General features: G+C 63.6%; 24 protein-coding genes and 1 tRNA gene. 4 read left to right on the forward strand and 21 right to left on the reverse strand.

From position 1 onward, the window contains the following. Positions 1–152 precede the first annotated feature (152 nt). Positions 153–647 carry a transcription elongation factor GreA gene (greA, locus tag AC4CS3_RS04410; RefSeq protein ID WP_437772887.1) on the forward strand — a complete coding sequence of 165 codons (495 nt, stop codon included), beginning with the start codon at positions 153–155 and terminating at the stop codon, positions 645–647. Between the two features lie 143 nt (positions 648–790). Here greA and AC4CS3_RS04415 read toward each other — a convergent pair whose 3' ends face one another. From AC4CS3_RS04415 to AC4CS3_RS04430, 4 genes are read right to left on the reverse strand one after another with little or no spacing between them, the layout of a single operon-like run. Further along, positions 791–1,414: a rhomboid family intramembrane serine protease gene (locus AC4CS3_RS04415; protein WP_490782366.1), complete on the reverse strand. Its 624-nt coding sequence runs from the start codon at positions 1,412–1,414 to the stop codon at positions 791–793. 13 nt (positions 1,415–1,427) lie between these two features. Next, positions 1,428–2,666, reverse strand: a complete 1,239-nt coding sequence (gene ilvA, locus AC4CS3_RS04420; protein ID WP_234751316.1) for a threonine ammonia-lyase — start codon at positions 2,664–2,666, stop codon at positions 1,428–1,430. Between the two features lie 3 nt (positions 2,667–2,669). After that, positions 2,670–3,995 (reverse strand): AI-2E family transporter, encoded by a 1,326-nt coding sequence (locus tag AC4CS3_RS04425; protein ID WP_490782367.1) that lies wholly within the window; start codon positions 3,993–3,995, stop codon positions 2,670–2,672. A 41-nt stretch (positions 3,996–4,036) separates the two neighbouring features. Then, positions 4,037–4,987: an aldose 1-epimerase family protein gene (locus AC4CS3_RS04430; RefSeq protein WP_490782368.1), complete on the reverse strand. Its 951-nt coding sequence runs from the start codon at positions 4,985–4,987 to the stop codon at positions 4,037–4,039. A gap of 102 nt (positions 4,988–5,089) precedes the next feature. Between AC4CS3_RS04430 and galT the strand changes: the two genes are divergently transcribed. Genes galT through AC4CS3_RS04445 form a run of 3 tightly spaced genes read left to right on the forward strand, consistent with a single transcriptional unit; the run spans position 5,090 to position 8,682 of the window. After that, positions 5,090–6,223 (forward strand): galactose-1-phosphate uridylyltransferase, encoded by a 1,134-nt coding sequence (gene galT / locus AC4CS3_RS04435; protein ID WP_490782369.1) that lies wholly within the window; start codon positions 5,090–5,092, stop codon positions 6,221–6,223. Next, on the forward strand, positions 6,220–7,389 hold the full coding sequence (gene galK / locus AC4CS3_RS04440; RefSeq protein WP_490782370.1) for a galactokinase: 1,170 nt from the start codon (positions 6,220–6,222) through the stop codon (positions 7,387–7,389). Before galT ends, galK begins: the two co-directional genes overlap by 4 nt. Positions 7,390–7,443: 54 nt before the next feature. Further along, complete coding sequence (locus AC4CS3_RS04445) at positions 7,444–8,682, forward strand: acetyl-CoA C-acetyltransferase (protein ID WP_490782371.1); 1,239 nt, start codon at positions 7,444–7,446, stop codon at positions 8,680–8,682. 26 nt (positions 8,683–8,708) lie between these two features. Here AC4CS3_RS04445 and AC4CS3_RS04450 read toward each other — a convergent pair whose 3' ends face one another. The 17 genes from AC4CS3_RS04450 to AC4CS3_RS04530 all read right to left on the reverse strand — a co-directional run bounded on the left by AC4CS3_RS04450 (position 8,709) and on the right by AC4CS3_RS04530 (position 25,709). Further along, positions 8,709–9,596, reverse strand: coding sequence for a Bax inhibitor-1/YccA family protein (locus AC4CS3_RS04450; RefSeq protein WP_490782372.1), 888 nt, complete (start codon positions 9,594–9,596; stop codon positions 8,709–8,711). 132 nt (positions 9,597–9,728) lie between these two features. Next, positions 9,729–10,442: an ABC transporter ATP-binding protein gene (locus tag AC4CS3_RS04455; protein ID WP_234751308.1), complete on the reverse strand. Its 714-nt coding sequence runs from the start codon at positions 10,440–10,442 to the stop codon at positions 9,729–9,731. Beyond that, positions 10,429–11,316, reverse strand: a complete 888-nt coding sequence (locus tag AC4CS3_RS04460) for an ABC transporter ATP-binding protein (RefSeq protein ID WP_490782373.1) — start codon at positions 11,314–11,316, stop codon at positions 10,429–10,431. Before AC4CS3_RS04460 ends, AC4CS3_RS04455 begins: the two co-directional genes overlap by 14 nt. Next, positions 11,309–12,511 (reverse strand): branched-chain amino acid ABC transporter permease, encoded by a 1,203-nt coding sequence (locus AC4CS3_RS04465; RefSeq protein WP_490782374.1) that lies wholly within the window; start codon positions 12,509–12,511, stop codon positions 11,309–11,311. Before AC4CS3_RS04465 ends, AC4CS3_RS04460 begins: the two co-directional genes overlap by 8 nt. Beyond that, on the reverse strand, positions 12,508–13,527 hold the full coding sequence (locus tag AC4CS3_RS04470; RefSeq protein WP_490782375.1) for a branched-chain amino acid ABC transporter permease: 1,020 nt from the start codon (positions 13,525–13,527) through the stop codon (positions 12,508–12,510). Before AC4CS3_RS04470 ends, AC4CS3_RS04465 begins: the two co-directional genes overlap by 4 nt. A gap of 78 nt (positions 13,528–13,605) precedes the next feature. Then, positions 13,606–14,835 carry a branched-chain amino acid ABC transporter substrate-binding protein gene (locus AC4CS3_RS04475; protein WP_490782376.1) on the reverse strand — a complete coding sequence of 410 codons (1,230 nt, stop codon included), beginning with the start codon at positions 14,833–14,835 and terminating at the stop codon, positions 13,606–13,608. 242 nt (positions 14,836–15,077) lie between these two features. Next, positions 15,078–15,151: transfer RNA gene (locus AC4CS3_RS04480), tRNA-Leu, on the reverse strand. Positions 15,152–15,193: 42 nt separating this feature from the next. Beyond that, on the reverse strand, positions 15,194–16,114 hold the full coding sequence (locus AC4CS3_RS04485) for an N-acetyltransferase (protein ID WP_490782377.1): 921 nt from the start codon (positions 16,112–16,114) through the stop codon (positions 15,194–15,196). Between the two features lie 90 nt (positions 16,115–16,204). Next, the gene (locus AC4CS3_RS04490) at positions 16,205–17,650 is read right to left on the reverse strand and encodes an NAD(P)/FAD-dependent oxidoreductase (RefSeq protein WP_437772874.1); all 1,446 of its coding nucleotides are present in this window, start codon (positions 17,648–17,650) and stop codon (positions 16,205–16,207) included. Positions 17,651–17,721: 71 nt separating this feature from the next. Next, the gene (locus tag AC4CS3_RS04495) at positions 17,722–19,110 is read right to left on the reverse strand and encodes a S8 family serine peptidase (RefSeq protein WP_490782378.1); all 1,389 of its coding nucleotides are present in this window, start codon (positions 19,108–19,110) and stop codon (positions 17,722–17,724) included. Positions 19,111–19,126: 16 nt separating this feature from the next. After that, entirely contained in the window at positions 19,127–20,074 is a 948-nt protein-coding gene (locus tag AC4CS3_RS04500) for a Ppx/GppA phosphatase family protein (protein WP_490782379.1), read from the reverse strand. Then, a complete protein-coding gene (locus AC4CS3_RS04505) occupies positions 20,071–20,787 on the reverse strand; it encodes a DUF501 domain-containing protein (RefSeq protein WP_490782380.1) in 717 nt (238 codons plus the stop codon). Before AC4CS3_RS04505 ends, AC4CS3_RS04500 begins: the two co-directional genes overlap by 4 nt. Positions 20,788–20,843: 56 nt before the next feature. Next, a complete protein-coding gene (locus AC4CS3_RS04510; RefSeq protein ID WP_490782381.1) occupies positions 20,844–21,581 on the reverse strand; it encodes an FtsB family cell division protein in 738 nt (245 codons plus the stop codon). A 157-nt stretch (positions 21,582–21,738) separates the two neighbouring features. Beyond that, positions 21,739–23,019 carry a phosphopyruvate hydratase gene (gene eno / locus AC4CS3_RS04515; protein WP_490782382.1) on the reverse strand — a complete coding sequence of 427 codons (1,281 nt, stop codon included), beginning with the start codon at positions 23,017–23,019 and terminating at the stop codon, positions 21,739–21,741. 93 nt (positions 23,020–23,112) lie between these two features. Then, positions 23,113–23,844, reverse strand: coding sequence for a MazG nucleotide pyrophosphohydrolase domain-containing protein (locus AC4CS3_RS04520; protein WP_490782383.1), 732 nt, complete (start codon positions 23,842–23,844; stop codon positions 23,113–23,115). After that, entirely contained in the window at positions 23,837–24,991 is a 1,155-nt protein-coding gene (locus AC4CS3_RS04525) for an adenosine deaminase (RefSeq protein ID WP_490782384.1), read from the reverse strand. Before AC4CS3_RS04525 ends, AC4CS3_RS04520 begins: the two co-directional genes overlap by 8 nt. A 28-nt stretch (positions 24,992–25,019) precedes the next feature. After that, the gene (locus AC4CS3_RS04530; protein WP_490782448.1) at positions 25,020–25,709 is read right to left on the reverse strand and encodes a DedA family protein; all 690 of its coding nucleotides are present in this window, start codon (positions 25,707–25,709) and stop codon (positions 25,020–25,022) included. Between the last annotated feature and the right edge of the window lie 181 nt (positions 25,710–25,890).

Genomic DNA, 25,890 nt, shown 5'->3' on the forward strand with positions numbered 1-25,890 from the left:
AAAGGTGTGACCCGCGACTCAGTGAGCTTGGGTTTGTCCACACCATTGACTACACTGGATCAATACCTTAACCCCGCTGAGTTGGTTGCTGAGTTCCACGAGTGGCCTGCACCGGCGGGGTCTTTGCTTGTCAGATCCATAAGGAGAAGTCCGTGTCGACCACCAACAGCGCGCCTGCAGCTTGGCTTACCCAGGACGCATTTGACCGCCTGAAGGCAGAGCTGGACCACCTTTCCGGCCCTGGCCGTGCGGAGATCGTACAGAAGATCGAAGCCGCCCGTCAGGAGGGCGACCTCAAGGAAAACGGTGGATACCACGCCGCCAAGGAAGAGCAGGGCAAGATCGAGGCCCGCATCCGCCAGCTGACCGCGCTCCTGCGCGATGCCCAGGTGGGCGAAGCTCCGGCCGATGACGGAATCGTCGAGCAGGGCATGGTGGTCGTCGCCCGCATTGCCGGTGACGAAGAGACCTTCCTGCTCGGATCCCGTGAAATCGCCGGCGATTCCGATCTCAACGTCTTCAGTGAGAAGTCCCCGCTCGGCGTGGCGATCATGGGCCACAAGGAAGGCGACAAAATCAGCTACGTCGCCCCCAACGGCAAGGAAATTCCGGTGGAGATCGTTTCCGCCAAGCCGTTCGCCGGCTGATAGTTCCGCGAAACAACGACGGCGGCCCACCCCTTCGCGGGGCGGGCCGCTGTCGTTGTTTCCCCCCAAGTAGCTCGCAGTTGTTGTCGTTAAGACGCGCCAAAACGACAACAACTGCGAGCTAGTTGGGCTGCGCTACAGGGTTAGTTGGGCAGGGCCACGGCGCGGGGACGCGGGCGCAGCAGCACTGCGGCCACCACTCCCCCGACGGCCCCGCCAAGATGCGCTTGCCAGGAAACGAAACCCATCACGCTGGGCAGCACGCCGAACAAGATGCTGCCATACGCCAGGAAAAGCACGACGGACAGCAGGATTTGCCACCAGCTGCGGTTGAAGAACCCGCGCACCAACAGGAAAGAAAACAGTCCGAAGACCAGGCCCGAAGCGCCCACTGTCACGCCTCCCCCGCCGATGAGCCACACCGCAAGGCCTGAGCCTAGCCAGCTAAACGCCAAAGCCGTCAGGAACACCCGGAGACCGGATAGGAACACCAGGAATCCGAAGATGACCAACGGCAGCGCATTGGACAGGAGATGGCCGAAATTGGCGTGGAGCAAGGGGAACGTCAGGATGTCGAAAACCCCGTCCACGCTCCGCGGCCGCAGCCCGAAGATGACGTTGAGGCTGTGCGACATCAAGGTGTTGACCAGTTCGATCACAGCCAGCAGCGCCACGAAGCCACCCATGAACAGCAATCCGCCCTTGGCGCGGATGGCCAGTGATTCCTTGGCCGGTATCCGCCCGTCCCCGTTGCCGTGAAGCGCCATGGTCAGCAGCCCGTCAGTGCACCACGATCGGGTGGAAGCCCTCGGCGCGAAGGGCCGCCAGGACCTGCTCACTGTGCTCGTGGCCTTTGGTTTCCAGGTTGACGGTGATGGAGACGTCGCCCATGCTGATCGCGCCGCCCACGCGGGTGTGGTCCAGGCCGGTCACATTGGCATCGTTTTCGGCGATGATGCGGGCGATCGTGGCCAAGGAACCGGGCCGGTCGTCCAGCATCATGCGGACGGTCATGTAGCGTCCGGCTGCTGAGAGGCCGCGCTGGATCACCTTGAGCATCAGCATGGGGTCGATGTTTCCGCCGGAAAGGATGACGGCGGTGGTCCCCGGGTTTTCGATCTTGCCGTCCATGAGGGCTGCGACGCCGACAGCACCGGCCGGCTCGACCACCATCTTGGCGCGCTCCAGCAGGAAGATGAGCGCCCGGGCCAAGGAGTCTTCGCTCACGGTCACGACGTCGTCCACGAGTTCGCGGATGATGCTGAACGGCAGCTGGCCGGGGCGTCCGACGGCGATGCCGTCCGCCATGGTGGAAACTTTCTTGAGCGGCACCAAGGCATCAGCGGCGAGCGACGGCGGGTAGGCGGCCGCGTTCTCGGCCTGCACGCCGATGATCCGGATCTCGCGTCCCAGCTCCCTGGCCCTCGCTTTGACGGCCACTGCGACGCCGGCGAGCAGGCCGCCGCCGCCAACGCCCATGAGGATGGTGTCGACGTTGGGGACCTGGTCCAGGATTTCGAGCCCGACGGTGCCCTGGCCCGCCACGACGTCGACGTTGTCGAAGGGGTGGACGAAGACGGCGCCTGTTTCGTCCGCGTAGCGCTGGGCTTCGGCCAGGGCCTCATCGACGTTGTGTCCGTGGAGGACAACTTCGGCGCCGTGGCTGCGGGTAGCAGCAAGCTTCGGAAGCGCTACACCGAGCGGCATGTAGATGCGTGCCTTGATCCCCAGGCTTTTCGCCGCAACTGCAACGCCTTGTGCGTGGTTGCCTGCCGAAGCCGCGACCACGCCGCGCTTCTTTTCCTCGGGAGACAAGCGCGCCATGCGCACGTAGGCGCCACGGACCTTGAAGGAACCTGCCCGCTGGAGGTTCTCGCATTTGAAGAAGACCTCTCCGCCTACCATCGCTCCGAGAGCCCGCGAGGACTCGATGGGTGTCTTGGTAATGATGCCCTCGAGCAGCTCCCGCGCCTTAAGGACATCGTCCAGGGTGACGGGCAGGGTATCGAGGGTATTCACGGGTTAGTCTCCTTTGTTGGTGTGCTCTGCGGCATCCTTGGGGAATGTCCGTTCCGCAGCCGCGTGCTGACCTGCGGCGCCTTCGCCGCTATTGGACCGTGCGCCCGCGTCGGCGCCGGGACGGTGGATCTCCTCGATGGTGGGTTCCTCATCGGAGTCCGGTGGTGCAATCCCTGCGCCGGCGTACGCCGTCATCAGTCCTTCATCATGTTCCCACGTCCGCGCGGCAATATAGCGAACCGCCGTATTTGCTACGGCGAGGAGCGGAACGGCGAAGAGCGCTCCCGGGATTCCGGCCAGGTAGGAACCGGCTGCCACGGACAAGATCACGGCGACAGGGTGCAACGATACTGCCTTGCCCATGATGAGCGGCTGGAGGATATGGCTTTCGAGCTGCTGCACGAACAGCACGATGGCCAACATGACGAGCGCGTTGACGGGACCATTGGCCACCAAAGCCAGGAGCACGGCGATGGCTCCCGTCACAAGGGCACCGACCACCGGGATAAATGAACCGATGAACACCAGGACCCCCAGCGGCAGTGCGAGGGGAACCTGGATAATCGCTGCGCCGACGCCGATCCCCACAGCGTCCACGAACGCCACAAACATTTGGATGCGCACGTAGCTGACCATGGACGACCAACCGCGCCGGCCGGCGCCGTCGGCGGCGGCGCGCGCAGTCCTGGGCAGGAGCCCGACAATGAACCGCCAGATCCTCGATCCCTCCAGAAGGAAGAAAATCAGGATGAAGAGGGCCAGGACCATGCCCGCCGCAAAATGCCCGGCCGTGCTGCCGAACGACAGGGCGCCGCTGAGGATGCTGCTGCTGTTGTTCTGGAGGGCCGAGGTGGCGCTCTGGATGTAGGTGTCGATCTGGTCTGCGGTCAGATGCAGCGGCCCTTCGGCCAGCCACGCCTGGATCTGCTGGATGCCCGCGAGCGCTTCCTGCCACAACTCGCCGAATCCTACGGCGAGCTGCCGGCCCACCAACGCCAGGGCTCCACCAATGACCCCGAGGAACCCCACCACGGTGACGGCAACGGCGGCCCCCTGCGGCATCTTGAACTTCCTGAGCCACCGCGTGACCGGGTAGAGCAAGCCGGCAAGAAGGGAAGCAACCATGAGCGGGATGATCAGGAAGCTGACCTTCCCCAACAGCCAAATAAGGGCTCCAACTACCACCAAGATGAGGCCCACCCGCCAGGCCCAGGCGGCAGCGATCCGCACTCCATACGGGATGTCCTGCGCAATGTGATGCTCTGACACCGGCCTGGGCACGGCCGAAACGGGGTCACTTGATGGCGTGGCGTCCTGTGCTGGCGTCATTCCCCCATAATTCCGCAGGGAGTGCCGGATGGGAAACCCATCTACAGCATGCCCACAATTCCCCACCTCATGGTGAAGGTCCCGCCTGGTTCAAGCCACCGGAGCCCCTCCGCCGAGTTGAAGGCGTTGGCGGGACCGGTCATGGGCTCGATCGCAACTGCTTTCGAGCGGCCAGGAAAGTTATCCGTGACGAAGACATGGACGTAGGCGCAGTTTTCGTCCTGCTCCAAGGAGACACTCCGGCCATCCGGCGCCGACAGCGTTTGGCGGGCGATGCCGCCGTCGAACTCCAGATCCGTGAATGCCACATCGACATCCAGGCCGCCCACGCTCCGGCCGCCGCCAAAATCAAAATCGCCCTCGACAGGCACCGAACTACGCGGGATCAGCCGCTCGTCGGCCACGAGCCGTGTGCCGGCGTGGACAGTCAGGACCATCTCTTCCGGCGGAACGTCCCCGACGCGCAAATACGGGTGTGCCCCGAGTACGAAGGGCGCGGGTGCCGCCGAATCATTGATGAAACTTTGGGAGACCCGCAGTGCGAGCTCGGCGTCGATCTCGTAGCGGACCTGGTGCCGGGCAAGGAAGGGGTAGCCATGCTGCGGGAAGATCACGGCTTCGAGGGTCACGGAGAATTCGTCCTCCGCCACGAGGGCGTAGGAGGAGTTGCGCAGGAGCCCGTGGCTCGCGTTGTTGCGGGACACCTCCGTGATGTCCAGTTGCTGCTTCTTTCCGTCGAGGTACCAGATCCCGTCCTCGATCCGGTTGGCCCACGGAGCCAGGGTAATTCCGGTAGCGCCGGGCGGTAGTTGCCCGTCCCCGTAGCTCTCGGTGAGCTGGACGCCGTCGCGGCTGAACAACCGCAAGCCCGCGGCGAGCTCAGTCACGACGGCGAGCGCGTCACCGCGGCGGATCTCGAATTGGCGTCCGCTGGCAAAGCGGCGGGATACGGTCTCTTCGCCCGGCGCGGAAATCGGTGTGGTGGGAGGCATGGCACCACCGTACTGCATGCCGCGCCTTGCTTGACCCCACCCTTAATGTTCTTTTTTGTTAGATATTTTGCCTTTTTGAGCACTCTGTGGCACCATGAATCCATGACTCGCCTTACCAGCACACGCCTCGCCGATGGCCGGGAGCTGATCTATTTCGACGACGCCGGCTCGCCGGAGCGCGATCCCGGCTCGCTGACGGATCACCGAGATCTGCCGCCGCGAGCTGATCCGGGCGAGCTGCGCTACGACGCGCTGAGCGGCGAATGGGTCGCCGTCGCGGCACACCGCCAAAGCCGCACCCATCTTCCGCCCGCGGACCAATGTCCGATCTGCCCCACCACTCCCGCGAACCCTTCGGAAATTCCCGCGCCAGACTACGACGTCGTGGTTTTCGAGAACCGCTTCCCCTCACTGGGCCCGGCGGTCGGCACGATTCCAGGCACCCCTGCATGGGGAACGGAAGGCCCCGCCTACGGCCGCTGCGAAGTTGTCTCGTTCACCCCCAGCCACACCGGATCCTTTGCCGAGCTTGGCGAAACCAGGGCCCGCACTGTCATTGAGGCCTGGGCGCACAGGACCGAAGCGCTCAGCGCGCTCCCTGGAATCCAGCAGGTGTTTCCGTTCGAAAACCGGGGCGCGGACATCGGGGTAACGCTCCACCACCCACACGGACAGATCTATGCCTACCCCTACGTCACGCCGCGGGCGGCAAGCCTTGGCGCCGCTGCCAGCCAGCACTTCGACAACTCCAAGGGCCGGGAATCGCTGACGTCCTCGATCCTCAAGGCCGAACGGCGGGACGGGAGCCGCATGGTGCTCGAAGGCGAGCACTTCAGCGCTTACGTGCCGTTCGCCGCCCGCTGGCCGCTGGAGGTGCACCTCGTCCCCCATCGGCAAGTTCCAGACCTCGCCGCCTTGAGCGGCGAAGAACGCGACGAATTGGCCCACGTCTACCTTGAGTTGCTCAAGCGCATGGATGCCCTGTATCCGACTCCCACGCCGTACATTTCCGCATGGCACCAGGCACCCCTCGATGCTGCCTTGAGACCGTCCGGCCACCTGCACCTGCAACTCACCTCCCCACGCCGTGCCGCCGACAAGCTCAAGTACCTTGCCGGTTCCGAGGCCGCCATGGGAGCCTTCATCAACGACACCACGCCCGAATCCGTGGCAGAACGGCTGCGCGCCGTCGCCAGCGATTCGCAGCACGCTATTCCGGAAGGGGCCCCAGCATGACCTCCACTCCCGACGCCCCGGCCGTGAGTGCCCTGTCCGGGCTTTTCGAGTCGACTTTCGGTTCAGCCCCCGACGGCGTATGGCAGGCACCGGGACGCGTGAACCTGATCGGCGAGCACACCGATTACAACGAGGGTTTCGTGTTGCCTTTCGCAATCGACAAGACCGCGAAGGTTGCAGTCCGGATCCGCCGTGATTCACGCGTCCGGCTACTGTCCACTTTCGGCGGGCAGGGCCTGGTCGAAGCCGACGTCGACATGTTGGTCCCGGAAGCGGCCAAGGGCTGGACGAAGTATCCGCTCGGTGTGGCCTGGGCCTTGCAACAGCGCGGCATCCTTGTCCCGGGCTTCGATCTCCTCATGGATTCGGATGTCCCCCTTGGCGCGGGACTGTCGTCGTCGCACGCCATCGAATGCGCAGTCATCTCGGCCCTCAATGAGCTGACGGGTGCGGGATTGGGCGCCGAAGACATGGTCCTCGCAACGCAGAGGGCCGAAAACGAGTTCGTGGGCGCCCCCACCGGAATCATGGACCAGTCGGCGTCGCTTCGCGGGTCAAAGGGCCATGCGGTCTTCCTGGACTGCCGCGACCAGAGCGTCCAACTGGTCCCCTTCGACGCCGAGGAAGCAGGGCTCGTGCTGCTGGTCATCGATACCAAGGTCTCCCATTCGCATGCGGACGGCGGCTACGCCTCCCGTCGGGCTTCCTGCGAGCTCGGGGCCCAAGTACTGGGCGTCCCGGCGCTCCGCGACGTCGGCATCGGCGACCTGGAGGAAGCCAGTGGCCTCCTGGACAGCACCACCTTCCGGCGGGTGCGGCACATCGTCACGGAGAACGACCGCGTGCTGCAGACCGTGGAACGCCTCACCACGGAGGGCCCCGCCCACATCGGCAGGCTCCTGGATGCGAGCCATGCGTCCATGCGCGATGACTTCGAGATCTCGTGCCCGGAGCTGGACTTGGCGGTGGAAACCTCCCGCGCCCACGGCGCTATCGGTGCCCGGATGACCGGAGGCGGTTTCGGCGGCTCAGCCATCGCCCTCACCCCGGTGGGCCACGAGCAGGAGGTGCGCGACGCCGTCGTACGCGCGTTCGCGGCGGCAGGTTTCACGACCCCGGACATCTTCACCGTGACTCCGGCCGCCGGGGCCACACGCCTCGCCTGACGTCGGTGCATCCGCTCGCCTTTCGGCGAGCGGGCCCCGGCGTAAGCTGGGGGCATGACTGAGGCCGTCATCGTTTCCACCGCCAGAAGCCCGATTGGACGGGCCTTCAAAGGGTCCCTCAAGGACGAACGTCCTGACGACCTCGCGGCGGCGATGGTGACTGCTGCGTTGGCGAAGATTCCGGCTTTTGATCCAGGAGCACTGGACGGCCGCGGCCTCGATGACCTCTACCTTGGCTGCGCCGAGCCGAGCGGCGAGGCGGGTTCGAACATGGCCCGGGTGGTGACCGTCTTGGCCGGCCTGGACACGGTCCCCGCGGCCACGATCAACCGCTTCTGCGCCTCGAGCCTGCAGACCCTGCGGATGGCCTTCCATGCGATCAGCTCCGGGGAAGGCCATGCCTTCGTCTCAGCGGGGGTCGAATCGGTGTCCCGTTACCAGAACTGGGTCGGTGCCGGGGAAACGGACACCAGCCTTCATAACCCCCTGTTTGAAGCGGCGCGTGCCCGCACGGCGGCCCGGGCCGGGTCCAACACGCCGTGGACTGATCCCCGCATGGGTGGACGGATGCCGGACGTCTACATCGCGATGGGGCAGACCGCCGAGAACGTGGCCACGCGCCACGGAATCAGCCGGGCGGAACAGGACCTGTGGGCGGTCCAGAGCCAGAACCGCGCCGAGGCGGCGATTACCTCCGGCTTCTATGCCCGGGAAATCACGCCGTACACCCGCAAGGACGGCACCGTGGTGGAGCGCGACGATTCACCCCGCGCCGGCGTCACGCTTGAAGCCGTCAGCTCCTTGGAGCCGGTCTTCCGCAAGGCAGGGACCGTGACCGCGGGGAATGCATGCCCGCTCAACGATGGCGCCGCCGCCGTGGTGGTCATGAGCGATGTCAGGGCCCGGGAGCTTGGCCTCGAACCGCTGGCACGCATCGTCTCGACCGGCGTCAGCGCCCTTTCCCCGGAGCTCATGGGCATGGGACCCGTGGATTCGTCCCGCCGGGCGCTGGCCTTGGCGGGGCTGAGCATGGCAGACATTGACCTCGTGGAGCTTAACGAAGCCTTCGCTGTCCAGGTGGTGGCGAGCGCCCGCGAACTGGGCATCGATCCGGAGAAGCTCAACGTCCATGGCGGCGCCATCGCCCTTGGCCATCCCTTTGGCATGACAGGCGCCCGCATGACCACCACCTTGCTCAATGGCCTCCGCGAACGGGATGGCACCTTGGGACTGGCGACGCTGTGCGTCGGTGGCGGGCAAGGCATGGCGGTGGTCTTCGAGCGGCTGTCGTAAGCCGCTCGAAGACCAACCCGCGTTGGTTAGTCGTCGCCGCGCAGGATCGCCAGCAGGCGGATGATCTCCACGTAGAGCCACACGAGCGTGACGGTCAGGCCGAAAGCGGCTGTCCAGGAGTATTTCTCGGGAGCGCCCTGCCGGACACCCTGTTCGATGCTCGTGAAGTCCATGACCAGGGAGAACGCGGCCAGGCCGATCGCCAGGATGCCGATGAAAACGCCCAGCGGGATGCCGAAGATGTGCACGCTGCTGCTCAGGCCGAACGGCGACTGGACGGCGCCGGTCCACACCAGGACCATGTTGATGACTGCGAAGACGAGGTAGCCGAGCGTCGCGATCATGAAGAAGCGAATTGCCTTGGGGGTGGCGCGCACCTTGCCGCTCTTGAAGAGAGCCAACGTGACGCCGAACACCGCGAGGGTACCAATGACTGCCTGCAGGCCGACTCCCGGGAACATGCCATCCAGGAGGCGGGTCAGGCCACCGAGGAACAAGCCCTCAAGTCCGGCGTAGCTCAGGATCAGCGCCGGGGACGGCTGCTTCTTGAAGGAGTTGACCATGCCCAGGGCGAAGCCGCCCAGCGCTCCGACAATCATGAGGAGACTTGCCATGCCGGGAGCCACGAACAACGTGACGGCTGCGCCAAGCAACAGCACCGCAAGGCAGGCCGCAGTCTTGACGATGACGTCGTCGAAAGTCATACGGCCGGTTTCGGCCGGACCGGCTGCGGGCTGGTTGTACATCTGCTGCAGCTGATCGCTGGTCATCTGCGGCTGTGCCGCCCAGGCGGGCTGGCCGTACTGGGGCTGGCCGTACTGGTTCTGGCCGTGGGAGTAGCTGGGAACAGGCGGAGCCTGTGTGGCTCCACGGAAATTCTTTCCGTTGAAGATCGGGTTGCCGCCGAGTGCCATGGTGGGTGTCCTTCTTGCCGTGGGTGCGAAGTGATAGTTCACGCTACCAATTCCCACGCTTAGTCCGCACCGAAAGTTCCACCGCCGCTGATGCCGGCACCCTGTTTGTTGTGAGGGTGCCGGCACATGCGGCTATCCGACGCCGAGGTACGCTTCCTTGACCGCCGGGTTGGCGAGCAGTTCCTTGCCGGTTCCCCTGTGCGTAATTGACCCGGTTTCCAGGACAAAAGCACGGTGAGCACGGGCGAGGGCCTGGTTGGCGTTTTGCTCCACCAGAAGAACCGTGGTGCCTTGGTTGTTGATCTCGGTGACAATCTTGAAGATCTGGCGGATGAACTGCGGAGCGAGCCCCATGGAAGGTTCATCCAGGAGCAACAGCTTGGGGTTGGACATCAGCGCCCGGCCAATCGCGAGCATCTGTTGTTCTCCACCGCTCATGGTGCCGCCAAACTGCTTGATGCGCTCCTTCAACCGTGGAAACAAGTCGAAGACGCGCTCCAAATCGTCTGCCACCTTGGTCCGGTCCTTGCGACCGTAGGAACCCATGTCAAGGTTCTCCTCCACCGTCATGCCAGGGAAGATTCCGCGTCCCTCAGGAGCTTGCGAAATACCTTGGACGACGCGGATGTGCGCTTTCATCCTGGTGATATCCTGGCCGGCGAAGGTGATGGAGCCAGCCGAGGGAGTCAGCAATCCGGAGATGGTCCTCATGGTGGTGGTTTTGCCGGCGCCATTGGCACCGATGAGCGAGACGATTTCGCCCTCATCCACGCTGAATGACATGTCCGAAATGGCTTGGATCCGGCCGTAGTGGACGGAAACGTTCTTCAGCTCAAGCAAGGTCATCTTCAGGCTCCCCGAGATAGGCGGAAATAACTTTCGGGTCATCGCGGATAATCTTGGGCAAGGCATCCGCGATCTTTTTCCCGAACTCCAGGACCACGATCCGGTCGGTCACGCCCATGACCAACTTCATGTCGTGCTCAATGAGCAGGACCGTGTAGCCGTCGTCACGGATGGTCCGGATCAGGGCCATGAGTTCTTCTTTTTCCGCGGGATTGAACCCGGCCGCAGGCTCATCCAGGCACAGGACCTTAGGGTCTGTGGCCAGTGCCCGCGCGATTTCCAGGCGACGCTGGTACCCATAAGGAAGGTGCCGCGACAAGAAATGGGCATGATCAGCGATGCCAACGAACTCAAGCAATGCCATACCGCGATCAATGGCAGTTTTCTCTTCCCGGACATGTGTCGGCAGACGCAGGAGTGCCCCGCCGATGCTCGTGCGGTGGCGTGCATCGAGACCAACAACCACGTTTTCCAAAGCTGTCATCTCACCAAAAAGGCGGATGTTCTGGAAGGTCCGGGCCAAACCTCGTCTGGTGATCCTGTGCTGCGGCAGTCCGTTGAGCAACTGGCCTTCCAGCAGGACCTTTCCCGAAGTTGGTTTGTACACGCCTGTCATGGCGTTGAAACACGTGGTTTTGCCGGCACCGTTAGGACCGATCAAGCCGAGGATTTCGCCTCGGTTGATATCGAACGTGACATTGTCCAAAGCCGTCAGGCCACCGAACTTAATCGTCAGGTTTTGGACCTGGACCAAGGCTTCGCCCACCTTGGTGACAATGTCCCTCTCAGGGGCCACCTTCCCGGCGACCTCTAGGTCCACACCCTGCTCCTTGAGTGCGTGGACATCAATATCCGGTTCGATCGCTTCACTCATTGTCAGCCCCCTTTCCCGGTTCTAAAACGACTTTGCCCGAAGCAGGGATGTCGCCCAGGGCGCCCTTGAGCTTGTTGTAAGCCAGGCGTCCGTACGCGAGGAGGCTCTGGCGTGCCGGCAGAAGGCCGCCGGGGCGGAAAATCATGATGATCACCAGCGCCGCGCCAAAGATCAAATATTTGAACTCTGCAATCGCGGTAAAGCGGAGCGGAATATATGCCACCAAGGAACCGCCAAGAACGGCACCGACCTTGTTCCCCGTGCCGCCCATGACAACAGCAGCGACGAACAGGATTGAGGTTGCGATATCAAATTTCTGGTTGTTCACAAAACCTACCTGGCCGGCGAACAATGCACCCGAGAGTCCGCCCACGGAAGCACCAATCGCGAAGGCCCACACCTTGTACTTGAACGTGGGGACGCCCATGATTTCCGCGGCGTCTTCATCCTCACGGATGGCAATCCACGCGCGTCCCACCCTGCTGCGCTCCAGGTTTCCGGCGGCCAAGAGCACCACAATGATGATGGTCAGCGTCAACCAGTACCACGGCGTTCCGCTCGAGTTCAGGAAGATTGGTTGGCCGCTTGAATCCGTTCCCGGAGGGTGGCCAACGTTCTGGAAACCAACCTGGCCTTTCATCGCCGGAATGATGGTGGCCAGAATGCGCACGATCTCGCCAAAGCCGAGCGTGACGATGGCCAGGTAGTCGCCGCGGAGGCGAAGCGTTGGAACACCCAAGACCACGCCAAAGAACATGGCGATTGCCATCGCCAGCGGAAGCGTCCACAAGTAGGGAATGTGCACGTACGGCGAGTCCGGGCTGGTAAACATTGCTGCCGTGTAGGAACCCAGGGCAAAGAATGCCACGTAGCCCAAGTCAAGAAGGCCCGCATAGCCGACCACTACGTTCAAGCCCACAGCCACCAGGGCATAGACAGACATTTGCGCGAGCGCAATTTGCCAATTGTTGCCCGGTTCCGTCGTGATCAGCGGCGGATTGAGGATAGGTAGCAAGTACGCAATGACAACGACCACGATCAGGATCAGCCATTGGGTTTGGCGCGGGAGCGCATTCCATTTGTCGCTCAGTCCCGGGAACCAGCCTTTGCGGCGCCGCATCTTGGCTTCGCGGTCGGCAATCTCCTGTGCTGAAGCATCATCGGGAATAAGTGTGGGGCCGTCTGTTGTGCTCATGCCTTACTCTTTCCTAGCGAGCTACCCAAGACACCTTCGGGTCGCACAATCAATACCAACACCAGGACCACGAACGCGACAACGTCCGTCCATTGGGAACTGCCCAGGAGCACCTGGCCGTAGTTGCCAATCAAACCGATCAGCAGGCCGCCCAGCAAAGCACCGCGCACATTGCCGATGCCTCCGAGGACAGCGGCCGCGAAGGCTTTGACGCCGAGGATGAATCCGCCGTTGTATTGCACGCCGGACGGGATTTTCATGACGTAGAACAAGGCAGCTGCTCCGGCCAAGATACCGCCGATGATAAAGGTGGTCACGATGATCTTTTCCTTGTTGACACCCATCAAGGTTGCGGTATCCGGGTCCTGCGCCACGGCACGGATGCCTCGGCCGGTCCGGGACCGCCTAATGAACTGATCGGTGGCGATCATGAGGATAATCGCAGCGACGACAATAACCACCTGCTGCGAATCGACGATGGTCCCGAAGACGTCGAAAATTGCGAGCGGCCGGAACATCGTCAGCGCAGCTTCCGGGCTCGGTCCGCGCCACCAGTAGATGGTGTATTGAATGGCGAAGGAAACACCGATGGCGGTAATCAAGAATGCCAGGCGAGGCGCCTTGCGCTGACGCAAGGGTTTATAAGCCACCCGTTCCACGATCACTGCCATCAAGGCTGAGGCGATAATGGCGACGACGAGGGCGAGGACAAGGTTTCCCACGATGGCCCAAAAACCCAGCGTCGGGGCAGAGGGGCCGAAATTCAGGGCGCTGAGGGTAAAGAACACTCCGTAACAGCCCGTGATGAACACCTCGGAGTGGGCAAAGTTGATGAGGTTGAGAACGCCGTAGACGAGGGTATAGCCGAGGGCAACCAACGCGTAAATGGCCCCGAAGGTCAGCCCGTCAAAGGTGGAACTCCAAAAGTTTTGGGTAAAGGAGTTTACGTCGAAGGTGATCCACGTGTCGTCCACGGGCACCGAGTGGAGCAGGTTGGGAATTACTTCACTGATCATGGCACTTCCTGATGTAATCAAAAGAAATGCTGGGGGTCGGCATGGATGCTAACCCCCAGCATTCATCTGGGCTCGGTGCTATTTTCCGATGACGCCGATGGGAACGATCTTGCCGCTCTCAACTTTGTAGCCGTAAACATCAGGCGTTGCCAGTTCGCCGGTTGAATCCCACTTGTAGTGCTTCGACAGACCATCAGCATCGTAGGACTTGACCCAGGAAAGAAGGTCCGCGCGGGACTGCTTGCCCTTGTCGATGCCCGAGAGCAAGACCGTGACGGCGTCGTAACCTTCAATGGAGTAGGTTCCGGGCTCCGCGTTGGCCAGCTTCTTGTACTCGGATTCGAAGCTCGGGATCAGTTCGCCCGGGATGCAGGGGCAGGTGAAGTACGAGTTGGACGACGCATCGCCTGCCAGCTTGATGAACTGGTCGTCCTTCACTCCATCCGGGCCCACGAAGGATCCGGTGAATCCTTTTGCGACCAGTTGCTGGTCGAAGGGGGCACCCTCTGCGTAGTAGCCGGCGTAGTAGACCGTGTCTGCCTTGGCGTTCATGATCTTGGAAATCACTGCCGAGAAGTCCTTCTGGCCAGTGACGACCTTGTCGGACCCCACCATCGTGGAGCCAAGTGCCGCGGACGTTGTGGTTCCCAAGCCGATACCGTAGTCAGAGTCGTCCTGGACCAGGTAGACCTTCTTTGCCTGCAGCTTGTCCGTGAGGAACTTTGCTGCTGCCGGACCCTGGACGGCGTCATTGCCGAGGGCGCGGAAGAAAGTGGTCCAGCCGTTCTTCGTCAGGCTCGGGTTGGTAGCGGAGGGCGTGATGTGCACCAAGCCCTTCTGTTCGAAGATGTTGCCGGTGGCCTTGGATTCTCCCGAGAAGGGCAAGCCCACCACTCCGATGATGTCCGGCTCGGAAACAATCTGCGTCACTGGGCCTGTGGCCTTGTTCGGATCGCCTTCAGTGTCGAATTTCTTGAACTGGACCTGGCAGCCGGGGTTCGCAGCGTTGTGCTGGTTGATGGCCAGTTGGATGCCGTTGAAGATGTTGATACCCAGCTGGGCGTTGGGTCCTGTCTCGGCACCGGCATAGGCAAGGGTGGTGGTTGACGGGCATGTTCCCTTGCCATCGCCTGCAGGCAAAACAGCTCCGGCAGGAACGTCGACTTTGGAAATCGCAGGGATGTTGATCCTGCCGCTGGCACCCGAGGTCCCTGTGCCGCTAGGAGCGGTCTGATTCGCACAGCCCGCCACCAGCATGCCAAGAGTGGCCGCTGCTGCAATCGCCGAAATGACTTTCTTCCTGTACATAAATAGCCTCCGCGGTGCGTCTGATTCGTGGTCATTCGCCCGAAGTCACTTTCACTTCGAACATGTTCCATGAGAGTACTACCAAATATGTGTCGTGGAACACATATATGCAGGTCAGGATCTAATAACGGTGGATCACCACCCTGCTCGGACAGCCCTTCGGATGAACGCGGGGTTAAATTCTCGTCACGGCACAGCTTGGCGCAAACAAGGGGGGCGGCACGACTCGCATTTCGCATGCGTGCCCCAGGTGGGACTCGAACCCACAACACGCGGATTTTAAGTCCGCTGCCTCTGCCAATTGGGCTACTGGGGCGCCCGGATAATGGTAACCCAGCGCACTCCCCTCCTTGGTCTCCTAAAGCGCTTGGAACGGCGTGGCATAGCGAAAGGTTCCGCTGACGCCGTCGGGCCATGCTTTGAGGCGCAACAGCTGGAAATGGTCTCTCCACCCGGCATCGGGGGCCGTCACGCCCAGCTTGCGGGCGGGTAGAAATCCGAAGCGCGGATAGTACCCGGTGCTGCCCAGCAGGGCGATGCCCGGTTCGCCCGCATCGTCGGCCCGTCGCGCGGTTTCCCGCAAGAGCGCAGATCCGATGCCGCGCCGCTGCAAGTGCGGCTGGACGCTGATCGGGCCCAGCCCCAAAAGCCGGAGCTCCCCGATCCAGCCGCGGGTACTGATGACGTGGCCAACGATCTCACCGGCAATCTCGGCCACGATGCTGAACTGCGGTAAGTACTCATCGCAGTCGAAGAGTTCACGCAGCAGTGTCACTTCGGCCGGGACTCCTTCGACGGGCATCCCGGTGACCGGGCTGGTGGAAAAGGCGGCAGCAGTGAGCGCAAGCACGGACTCGCGATCCACCTCCCTTTCCGATCGCAGCACCACACCCTGGCCCAGCAGTCCAAGCACTTCCATGGCGTGCCCGCGTTCGGCGGAGGGAACCAGCAGGTGGTCGTGATGGAATCCGGCCAGGACGTTGCAGCTGATACCGGCTGCCGTGAGGGCCGAGCTGACTGCCGCGGTGAGTCCCACAGCTTCGAGCGCGGAGTGGATTTGAAGAGTGATCCACGCCGCCACGAAATCGTAGGACAGTCCCAGGCGCCCGGCTTCCTCCCGGCGCAGCACCACGGTGAGGCCTTCCGCTTCGCGGACTGCAGCTTCGATATTGCCTTCAAGCGGTTTACCGTGCGGCCACAATGCGTACACGTAGTCGCCGTCTCGAAGCACGGGGTGCATGGATCTCAGGAGAGTCGTCAGATCGCTTTCGCCAGCCATGCTGCAAGTCTAGGACCCGTCGTTAAACCACGACGGCGGCCGCCTCCCGCGTGGGAGACGGCCGCCGTCGTCGGCACTACTTGGGGTTCGCTACTTGGCGTCAGCCGTGACCGGAGCCTTGGCTTCAGCAGGCTCGGCAGCCGGCGCGGGTGCGGCGGCCGGCTTGGGAGCCGGAGTAGCAGCGGCCACGAAGGCCCCGCGCGGGTTGTCGAGGTCCAGCAGCTGCGTGGTGTCGCGGCCCATGGTCATGCCCAGGAGCCAGTTGAAGATCACGCGGACCTTGCGCTCACCGGTGGGGATGGCCAGGCCGTGGTAGCCGCGGTGGGCCAGCCAGGCGAGTCCACCCTTGAGTCCGATACGGCCCAGGATGTTGATGTTGGCAACGCCCTTCCACTCACCGAAGCCGGCAACCGCGCCAAGGTTCTTGTGCTTGTAGTCGCCCATAGGCTTGTCCCAACGGGAGGCCCACAGGTTCTTGGCAAGGCGCTTGGCCTGGCGCAGGGCGTGCTGGGCGTTCGGAACGCAGGTGCCGTCCGGCAAGCCGCTGCCCGTGAGATCGGGAACGGCAGCGATATCGCCGGCTGCCCAGGCGTTGTCGATGATGCCTTCGTCGCCCGCAATGCGCAGGTCCGGGAGGACACGGACACGCCCGCGCGGCTCGAGCGGGAAGTCGGTGGAACGGATCATCGGGTTGGCCTGCACGCCTGCGGTCCACACGAGGGTGTCGGCTTCGAACTCCTGGGCAGGGGTCTTGTCCGGCAGGTTGATGAGCTTGAGGCTGCCCTCTGCGTTGTCGAGGGACGTGTTGAGCAGGACCTCGATGCCGCGGCTGCGCAGGTGTTCAACAACCCACTCGGCCTGGGCTGCGGTGACCTCGGGCATGATGCGGCCCATGGCTTCGACGAGAACGAAGCGGACCTCTTCCTGGCGGACGCGCGAGTTGTTCTTGACCGCAGCGCGGGCGAGGTCTTCCATCTCGGTGATGCACTCAATACCGGCGAAACCGCCACCGACGACCACGAAGGTCAGGGCCTTGGCGCGCTCGGCAGCGTCCGTCATGGTGGAAGCGAGCTCGATGCGCTCAAGGACCTTGTTTCGCAGGGCGACCGCTTCTTCGATGGTCTTCAGGCCAATGCCTTCGTCAGCAAGGCCCTTGATGGGGAAGGTCCGGGTAATGGCACCGGCGGCAACCACTACGTCGAAGTAAGGGATCTCGAAAGGCTCTCCACCGTCGGCCGGAGCAACAACGGCGGTGCGGTTCTGGTGGTCGATGCTGGTGACGCGGCCCTGTATGAGTTCCGTCTGCTTGAGGTGTTGGCGGTGCGAAATGACGGCGTGGCGTGCCTCGATGTTGCCGCCGGCCACCTCGGGGAGGAAGGGCTGGTAGGTCATGTAGGGAAGCGGATCGACGACGGTGACGATGCCGCCGGCGTTCGCGATCTTCTTCTGCAGCTTGAGTGCTACGTACAGGCCGACGTATCCGCCGCCGACAACGAGAACACGGGGACGGTCAATGAGCTCAGGGGTGGTTGCCATAAGAATAGAGTACAGCACCTTGTGAAAATCTTCACTAACTATTTCGCGAAGCTACACGCTACCGCCGGGGGCTATTTCGGGCCGCTCGGATCCACGACGTCCACCATGCCGGTCGCGGGCTCGTCGGGCAGTTCCGGTGTGGTCCGGTAGGCGCGCCTCAATTGGACGGAGGCCCCCGCAACGATCGCCACGAAAAGCGAACCGAAGCCGATGACCACAGCGGCCGGAACCGCCGTGTCGGCCTGCGAGGGCGCCTTCGCCGCAGGAACTGTGGGATCCGCCAGGGTGGCCGCAGGTATGCTCGGCTTCGATGTTGACGGAGGTGTGGGGCTGCTGAGGTCCCCGCGCCGATGCACCCGGATCCAGTCCGCAATCGATCCCACCGGATTGGTCGCTACCTCGGGCACATCGGCTTTCAGGGCCGCCTCGGCGTTGAGGATGCCGTACCCGTAGATGGGGTCCTTGCCGGGCGCCCCTGCATCCTCGGCCGTCGATACAATTCTGTTGATGACCTGCTTGGCGCTCATATCCGGCCATTTCGAGCGAATAAGAGCCGCGACCCCGGAGACAATCGGCGCGGAGCCGGACGTGCCGGCCCAGTCTTCATAGCTACCCCCAGGCAGTCCGCCCACCAGCTTTTCCGCGGGCGCCGAGACGCCGATGCTGATTCCCTGCGAAGAAGCGTCGACGCTGGCCGTGCGGTTCCGGTCGAGTCCTGCCACGGTCAGTACACCTGGAATCGTGGCCGGCGCGCCGACCTGGACGTTTCCACCGATCCGGTTGCCCGCCGCGGCCACAATGACCACGTCCTTTTGTTCGGCATAGAGGAACGCCGCGTCCCAGCTCTGGGGCCAATCAGGCGATGTGCTGCCGAGGGAAATATTGATGACCTTGGCGCCGTTGTCCACTGCCCATCGGACAGCTTCGGGAATCTGTTCCTGGTCCGTCTTCCCCGCGGGATTCGGCGAACCGAGCCAAGCGGAAACGGACAGGATCTGGGCCTCGGGCGCGACGCCGACGATTCCGTCCGGGCCGACACTGGAACCGGACGAAGGAGACGACGCCGGCGACGGAGAAGCCGATGGGCTTGCCGAAGCGTGTCCACGCCCTGCGAGGAGCGTGGCGACGAGGGTCCCGTGCTCGGGTTTGGCACCGATGCTCTTCTGGCCGTTCGGATCTCCCGCACCCGAAGCATCGGTTCCGCCGACCACCGCGCCCTTGAGGTCGGGGTGTTGCCCGTCCACTCCGCTGTCGATGATGGCCACCTTCACCCCGGCGCCCTTTGATACCTGCCAGGCTGCGGAGATGCCGTACTCGTTGAGCCAGTATTCCTTGTCCCGCCAAGAGTCGGCGAACGCCGAAGGGGCAGTGAATAGCGCGCCTGCAAGGCTCCCCCCGGCCAGCATGGCGGCCAGCGCGGCCGATGCTGTCCGGCGGCGCCAACCGTGTGGCAACGTCATCAGCGAATACCCATGCTCAACGAATACTCAGTGCGATGCCGTCGAGGATGTCGTGCTCGCTGGAGATGGCAGCAGTGATGGAGCCCTCTCCGAGTTCCGCCAAGCGCTGGAGGATGCGGCGCCACACGAGGGCTCCGGCACCGATGACGTCAACGCGTCCGGGGTGCATGTAGGGCAGCCGGGCACGTTCCTCGCGGCTCATTTCCAACAAACTTGTGGCCGCGTCGCTGATGGTCGCCAGGTCCAGGCTGGCACCGTGGATGAGTGCGGGATCGTACTCGCCCAGGCCCAAAGCGTGCGCCGTGATGGTGGTTACGGTACCGGCAACGCCCACGACGGCGGTGGCCCGGCCCAGCGGGACCGTGCGGGCCACGAGGTCCATGGCTGCGTCGACGTCGGCTTCCGCGGCGGAGATCTGCTCCGGCGTCGGAGGGTCGCTGCGGAGGTGCCGCTCGGTCAGCCGCACGCAGCCGATGTCGACGGATTTGGCCGCAATGACGCCGTCGGAGTCTCCGAGGACGAACTCGGTGCTTCCGCCGCCAAGATCCACCACAAGCACCGGGTCCTTGCCGCGCGAAGGCAGCACACTGCTTGCGCCGGCGAAGGACAGCGAGGCTTCTTCGTCACCGGAGATGACCTCGGGTTCGACGCCCAGCAGCTCCCGGATCCCGTCAACAAAGACGTCCCGGTTACGGGCGTCCCGGCTGGCAGAGGTCGCCACGAAACGGACGCCGCCGGCGCCATGACGGCGGATCAGTTCGGCGTAGTCGGCGGTTGCCGCAAAGGTGCGTTCGAGCGCCTCGGGGGCAAGTTCGCCGGTGGCGTCAACCCCTTGGCCGAGGCGCACAACGCGCATCTCGCGGACAACGTCCCGCAGCGGAAGGCCTGCGTCCGCGCCGTTCGCATCCGCGATCAGGAGCCGGATCGAATTGGTACCGCAGTCGATGGCAGCTACCCGGTTCATACGTTGAGCTCCCCTGCGGCTGGTTCCCCTGATGGCTCTGATGCGTGGGAGGACTTGGATTTGCGGACCGGGGCGGGACGGCCCACGATGTCCGGCAGGCCCTGCGGTCCGTGGCGGCTGAGGTCCCGGGACGGGGCCTCCCCCGCACTGTCCCACGCGCCGTCGCAATAGCAGCGGTCCGCGGTCCACCATTCGCTGATCGCCCCGATGGCCTCATCGCCAAGCGGATTGACGCCGGGACCGGCGGCCAGGGAGTGGCCGACCAGCACGTGCAGGCACTTGACGCGGGTGGGCATGCCACCGGCCGAGACGCCGGCGATTTCTGGAACGTCGCCGGTGCCGGCACGTCCGGCGATCTCGTCACGTGCCTGGAGATAGGCTTCGTGGGCGCTCCTATAGGACGCAGCCAAAGGCTCGTCAGCGGTGAGACGTTCGTTCATCTCATTCATGAGCCCGCCGGCTTCCAGCCGCGACACGGCGGCGGTGATGACGGGGTGCGTCAAGTAGAACGTCGTGGGAAACGGGGTGCCGTTGCTCAAGCGCGGAGCGGTCGCGGCGACCAGCGGGTTGCCGCACACGCAGCGCGCCGGGATTTCGACGACGTCGCGCACCGGCCGTCCGAGCTGGCGGCTGAGGATCTCGAGATCGTGTGCTGATGGCTTGCGGGCCTCCTGCGATGCAGGTGCCGAGTTGTCTTCCACTGGCGCTGCCATCCTTCCTGCCCTGTTTGGCCGCGCCCATCTGGGCACGACGGCGGCGGGCACCGCATCTAGTCTGTTGCCGAGCGCCTGATGGATTCCCACAGGCCATCCACCCATGGCAGATTGGACGGGCTTCCGGAAGCTCCCGAGCTGGTGCTTCCGCCCGGTGTCCCGGCGGGAACGTCTCCACCAAACACCCAGTAGCCTGCTTCACCCGGCATAACCATGTTAATGCGATCCCGGGCTTGTTGTTTCACATAGTTGGGGTCCTGCCACCGCGTGATCTGCTTCTGGAGGCTCGCCTGCTCGGCCTGTTTGCTGGCAATATCGGCTTCCAAGCTGGAGATTTCCGCCTTTTTCTCCAACCAGATCTTGACTGTGGGCGCGAGCATGATGGTGATCGCGATCATCACCACAGCGAGGGCAAGCATCCGGCCGGAGAACGCCTTCGCGGGCACAGGGCGCGCGCTGTAGTCCTTGTCGGTGTGCGTGGAGCCGGCACCGGACGTTTTGTTGGATGCCTTGCCGACAACCGGGGTGCTTCCCGTTCTGCCCGGAAGCGAACGTCCCGGTTTCGCCGCAGAACCAGCCTTGGATCCGGACTGGGCCTTGCTTTGCGTGCCGCCTTCGTCTTTGACATTGGACGACGTCCTGGACCCGGCGTTAACCGGGTTCTCTCGCTGGGCAGCGCTTGCCTTGCGGGATTCGCCGAAGTCGGCACGGATGACATGGCCGCCGTCGGCTTTTTTTTGGGGCGAGCGGCCGAGGGCATCTGCCCGGGGGACCTTGGGGCGGCGGGTGGCCATGACACTCCTGTAATGCCTGGTGCTTGCCTGGCGGGTTGCTGCGCGTTGCGTGTCTCACGGAGCCTGCGGTTTGCCGAAATGCTCGCACATTTCGTTAAACAGAACCGGTGGCTATGGTCTTTCCACCATAGCCACCGGTCAGCTGTTTCAGCGGATACTAGCCCTTGAAACGCGGGAAAGCGCTGCGGCCGGCGTAGCGAGCGGCGTCGTCGAGTTCTTCTTCGATGCGCAGCAGCTGGTTGTACTTGGCGACGCGCTCGGAGCGGGCCGGGGCACCGGTCTTGATCTGGCCCGCGTTGGTGGCAACGGCGATGTCAGCAATGGTGGTGTCCTCGGTTTCGCCGGAGCGGTGCGAGGTGATGGTGGTGTAGCCGGAGCGCTGGGCCAGGGAAACGGCGTCCAGGGTTTCGGTCAGGGAACCGATCTGGTTGACCTTGACGAGCAGGGAGTTGGCCGTGGCAGAGTCGATGCCCCGCTGCAGGCGGATCGGGTTGGTGACGAAAAGGTCGTCGCCAACCAGCTGGACCTTGTCACCGATGGCGTCGGTGAGGGTCTTCCAGCCTTCCCAGTCGTTTTCGTCCAGCGGGTCTTCGATAGAGACCAGCGGGTAGTCGGCGACGAGCTCGGCGTAGTAGGCGCTCATCTCGGTGGCCGAGAGTGCCTTGCCTTCGAACTGGTAGGCGCCGTCCTTGTAGAACTCGGAGGAGGCGACGTCCAGCGCGAGGGCGATGTCCTTGCCCGGGGTGTAGCCGGCGTTCTTGATGGCTTCCTGGATCAGGTCCAGTGCAGCGCGGTTGGACGGCAGGTTCGGCGCGAAGCCGCCTTCGTCGCCGAGGCCGGTGGAGAGGCCCTTGGCCTGCAGGACCGACTTGAGGTTGTGGTAGACCTCAACACCCCAGCGCAGGCCTTCGGAGAAGGTCTCGGCGCCGATCGGAGCGATCATGAATTCCTGAATGTCGACGTCGGAGTCGGCGTGGGAGCCACCGTTGAGGATGTTCATCAGCGGGACGGGCAGGACGTGCGCGTTCGGGCCGCCCAGGTACTTGTACAGGGGAAGGTCCGCGGAGGCGGCGGCGGCGTTGGCCACTGCGAGGGAAACGCCGAGGATGGCGTTCGCGCCGAGCTTGCCCTTGTTCGGGGTGCCGTCGAGGTCGATCATGGCCTGGTCGATGCTGCGCTGGTCCGTGGCGTCGAAGCCGATCAGGGCCGGAGCGATTTCGTCGATGACCGCGTCAACGGCCTTCTGGACGCCCTTGCCGAGGTAACGGCCTTTGTCGCCGTCGCGCAGCTCAACGGCTTCGTGCTCGCCGGTGGAAGCACCGGAGGGAACTGCCGCGCGGCCGATCTGGCCATCGGAAAGCAGAACTTCAACTTCTACTGTCGGGTTTCCGCGGGAATCAAGGATCTCGCGGGCGTGGATGGCATCGATAAGCGCCATGGACTGCTCCTTATGGTGAAGCGATTTACTGGGAATCTTGAGGGAAATTCTCGACGTCCTCGTCGCCACTAGCCTAGTCGAGACCGGCCAAGGTTACGGAACAGCGTCGGAACCCTCACGTTTTGTGGCTTCGCCGTCGCGGCCCTGGTACCGGCGGACGGCACCGCGCAAGGCCCGTTCGGCGTCGAATCCTTTCTCCTTCGAGCCCGCGACGACGGCAAGCAGCAAGTCTCCAAGCGCAGCTTCGGAGTCGGGAACCTCCACCGCCGCCACTGGACGGCCGTCCCGTTCCGGGCCGCCTGCGCGCTCTGACCGCTCGGCACGGTCAAGCGACTTTTGCGCCAGGGCGAGGGCAGGAAGGTGAGGTGGTATTCCTTCGAATGGATCCGAGCGCCCCGGCTTTTCGGCCTTTTTCACGGCGTCCCACTTTTCGACGATCTCCTCCACGGTGGCCGGGAAGGATTCCTGCAAGGACCCGTCCGGCTTGAAGACGTGAGGGTTGCGCCGCACCATCTTCTCCGTGATGGCGCGCGCGACGTCGTCGAACGTGAACTGTCCTTGCTCCTGAGCGAGCCGGGCGTGCAGCACCACTTGGAGCAGTACGTCGCCCAGCTCGCCGCGGAGTTCGTCGGCAGTATCGGAACCGGACGCGCCGGCCTCTATCGAGTCGACCACTTCGTACGCTTCCTCGATCAGGTACTCGACGAGGGACTCATGGGTCAGCGCCCCCATCCACGGACAGTGCTCGCGCAAAGAGGCAATTTTTTCCACGAGCACCGCGACAGGACTTTCGGACGCGGCCCCTGCAGGAGTCTGCTCAGCCAAGGTTGGCGTAGGCGTCGTTGATGTACTCCACCAACGCCTCTTTTTCATCCAGCGGCAGGAACGACGACTCGGCCGCGTTGAGCGTCAGTTCGAGAAGGTCGTCCAGATCGTAATCGAAGGTCTCCACGAGAAGCTCGAACTCGTCCGTGAGCGTCACGCCGCTCATGAGCCGGTTGTCCGTGTTGATGGTGACGTTGAAGCCCAGCTGGTAGAGCATGTCCAGCGGGTGGTTCTCGATGCCTTCGCCGAAGTTCGCGATTGCGCCGGTCTGCAGGTTGGACGAGGGGCAGATTTCCAGGGCGATTCCGCGGTCGCGGACCCAGCCGGCCACCTCACCCAAGGTGACCATGCCAACGGTGTCCTCGGCGTCGTCGTCGGCTTCTTTGCCCTCGGCATCTTCGAATTCAACGGTGATGTCCTCGGCGATACGCACGCCGTGGCCCAAGCGCAGGGCACGGCCGTCCACGAGGGCGGACTGGATGCTGTCCAGGCCCGCGGCTTCGCCGGCGTGGACGGTAGCCGGAAAATTGTGCTCGGCCAGGTAGGTGAAAGCGTCCTTGAAGCGGGAAGGCAGGAAACCGTCTTCGGCTCCGGCGATGTCGAAGCCGACAGCTCCGTCGTAGCGGTGGCGCACGGCGAGCTCGGCAATTTCCTGGCCGCGGTCTGCGTGGCGCATCGCCGTGATGAGCTGGCCGACCTGGATTTGGCGCCCGGACTCCTCAACGGCGTCCACTCCGGCGTCGAGCCCTTCCTGGACGGCGTCCACAACCTCGTCCAGGGTGAGGCCCTTCTGCAGGTGCTGTTCGGGTGCCCAGCGGATCTCGCCGTACACGACGCCGTCGTCAGCCAGGTCCTCGACGAATTCCCTGGCGACGCGCGCCAGGCCTTCCTTGGTCTGCATGACGGCAATCGTGTGGTCGAAGGTTTCGAGGTATCGGACCAAAGAACCGGAGTCCGCGGACTCACGGAACCACTGGCCCAGCGCTACGGGATCCGTGGAAGGCAGGGTGTGGCCGGCGGCCTCCGCCAGCTCGATGATGGTGGCCGGGCGCAGTCCCCCGTCCAGGTGGTCGTGAAGGGAAACCTTCGGCAGGCTCTTCAGGTCGAAGTCAAGGGCAGGGGCGGCATCAACAATGGGCTCAGTCACCACTCAACTCTAGGGGGACGGAAGAAGCTTAGCCAGCAGGGTTTGAGCGGTCGACGCCGGCCGTCGCGTTAACCGCGGTGGCTGCGTCGGCTGCGGCTGATTCCGCGGAAGCTGCTTCCTTCTTCTCGTCATCCTTCTTTTCGAGGTGTTTGTGCCACCAACGCAAGGTGTGGTCCACAATGACGCCCAGCACCACGGCGAATGCCACGGCAATCCCCACGCCGAGGAGCGGGTTGTTGTGCACCCAGTGGCCAGCCAGCGATCCAATGCCGATCGAGTAACCTACCCACGTGAAGCAGGCAAAGGCATCCAGGAAGAAGAAGGTCTTGTGGCGGAAGCCAGTCTGTCCGGCGACGTAGTTGACCGCCACCCGGCCCCACGGTATGTATCGGGCCGTGAAGATGAGCACGGCGCCGCGCTTGTCCAGCTCATAGTGCGCCCAAGCGAACATCTTTTGGACCTTCGGCTTGCGCATCCATTTCCAGCGGTCCAGGCCGATCTTGCGGCCCAGCATGTAGGCCATGTTGTCGCCGGCCATGGCCCCGACAAGCGCAGTAGCGCCGAGGAGCCACAGGTTGGGCTCACCCCGGTGCATCGCAAGGGCCGAGAGCCCGACGATCGCGGTCTCACTGGGAAGGATCGTGGCAAAGCCGTCGATGAAAAAGAAAACCAGGAGCACCGGGTAGATCCACGGTTGCCCGGCGGCATGCTCGAGCATGTGGTTCATGAATTCCACGCAGGCATTGCTCCTCAAGGAAAGTCACACGGTCGCGTGACATAGATCGCTATCCAGTGTCCCACGGCCCGGGCGTCGTTCGCTACGCCCCGGCCGGGGTGGCACACACTTTAAGGCTAGCTCGAAAGTCGAAATGGAAGCATCCACCTGTGGATGGATCTTC

The organism is Arthrobacter sp. SE2, from assembly GCF_058244265.1.

Excerpts from the sequence above, each read along its gene's own strand:
- AC4CS3_RS04415 (WP_490782366.1), bottom strand. The coding sequence starts at position 1,414 with ATGGCGCTTCACGGCAACGGGGACGGGCGGATACCGGCCAAGGAATCA.
- AC4CS3_RS04425 (WP_490782367.1), bottom strand. The coding sequence starts at position 3,995 with ATGACGCCAGCACAGGACGCCACGCCATCAAGTGACCCCGTTTCGGCC.
- AC4CS3_RS04430 (WP_490782368.1), bottom strand. The coding sequence starts at position 4,987 with ATGCCTCCCACCACACCGATTTCCGCGCCGGGCGAAGAGACCGTATCC.
- galT (WP_490782369.1), top strand. The coding sequence starts at position 5,090 with ATGACTCGCCTTACCAGCACACGCCTCGCCGATGGCCGGGAGCTGATC.
- galK (WP_490782370.1), top strand. The coding sequence starts at position 6,220 with ATGACCTCCACTCCCGACGCCCCGGCCGTGAGTGCCCTGTCCGGGCTT.
- AC4CS3_RS04445 (WP_490782371.1), top strand. The coding sequence starts at position 7,444 with ATGACTGAGGCCGTCATCGTTTCCACCGCCAGAAGCCCGATTGGACGG.
- AC4CS3_RS04450 (WP_490782372.1), bottom strand. The coding sequence starts at position 9,596 with ATGGCACTCGGCGGCAACCCGATCTTCAACGGAAAGAATTTCCGTGGA.
- AC4CS3_RS04455 (WP_234751308.1), bottom strand. The coding sequence starts at position 10,442 with ATGACCTTGCTTGAGCTGAAGAACGTTTCCGTCCACTACGGCCGGATC.
- AC4CS3_RS04460 (WP_490782373.1), bottom strand. The coding sequence starts at position 11,316 with ATGAGTGAAGCGATCGAACCGGATATTGATGTCCACGCACTCAAGGAG.
- AC4CS3_RS04465 (WP_490782374.1), bottom strand. The coding sequence starts at position 12,511 with ATGAGCACAACAGACGGCCCCACACTTATTCCCGATGATGCTTCAGCA.
- AC4CS3_RS04470 (WP_490782375.1), bottom strand. The coding sequence starts at position 13,527 with ATGATCAGTGAAGTAATTCCCAACCTGCTCCACTCGGTGCCCGTGGAC.
- AC4CS3_RS04475 (WP_490782376.1), bottom strand. The coding sequence starts at position 14,835 with ATGTACAGGAAGAAAGTCATTTCGGCGATTGCAGCAGCGGCCACTCTT.
- AC4CS3_RS04485 (WP_490782377.1), bottom strand. The coding sequence starts at position 16,114 with ATGGCTGGCGAAAGCGATCTGACGACTCTCCTGAGATCCATGCACCCC.
- AC4CS3_RS04490 (WP_437772874.1), bottom strand. The coding sequence starts at position 17,650 with ATGGCAACCACCCCTGAGCTCATTGACCGTCCCCGTGTTCTCGTTGTC.
- AC4CS3_RS04495 (WP_490782378.1), bottom strand. The coding sequence starts at position 19,110 with ATGACGTTGCCACACGGTTGGCGCCGCCGGACAGCATCGGCCGCGCTG.
- AC4CS3_RS04500 (WP_490782379.1), bottom strand. The coding sequence starts at position 20,074 with ATGAACCGGGTAGCTGCCATCGACTGCGGTACCAATTCGATCCGGCTC.
- AC4CS3_RS04505 (WP_490782380.1), bottom strand. The coding sequence starts at position 20,787 with ATGGCAGCGCCAGTGGAAGACAACTCGGCACCTGCATCGCAGGAGGCC.
- AC4CS3_RS04510 (WP_490782381.1), bottom strand. The coding sequence starts at position 21,581 with ATGGCCACCCGCCGCCCCAAGGTCCCCCGGGCAGATGCCCTCGGCCGC.
- eno (WP_490782382.1), bottom strand. The coding sequence starts at position 23,019 with ATGGCGCTTATCGATGCCATCCACGCCCGCGAGATCCTTGATTCCCGC.
- AC4CS3_RS04530 (WP_490782448.1), bottom strand. The coding sequence starts at position 25,709 with ATGCTCGAGCATGCCGCCGGGCAACCGTGGATCTACCCGGTGCTCCTG.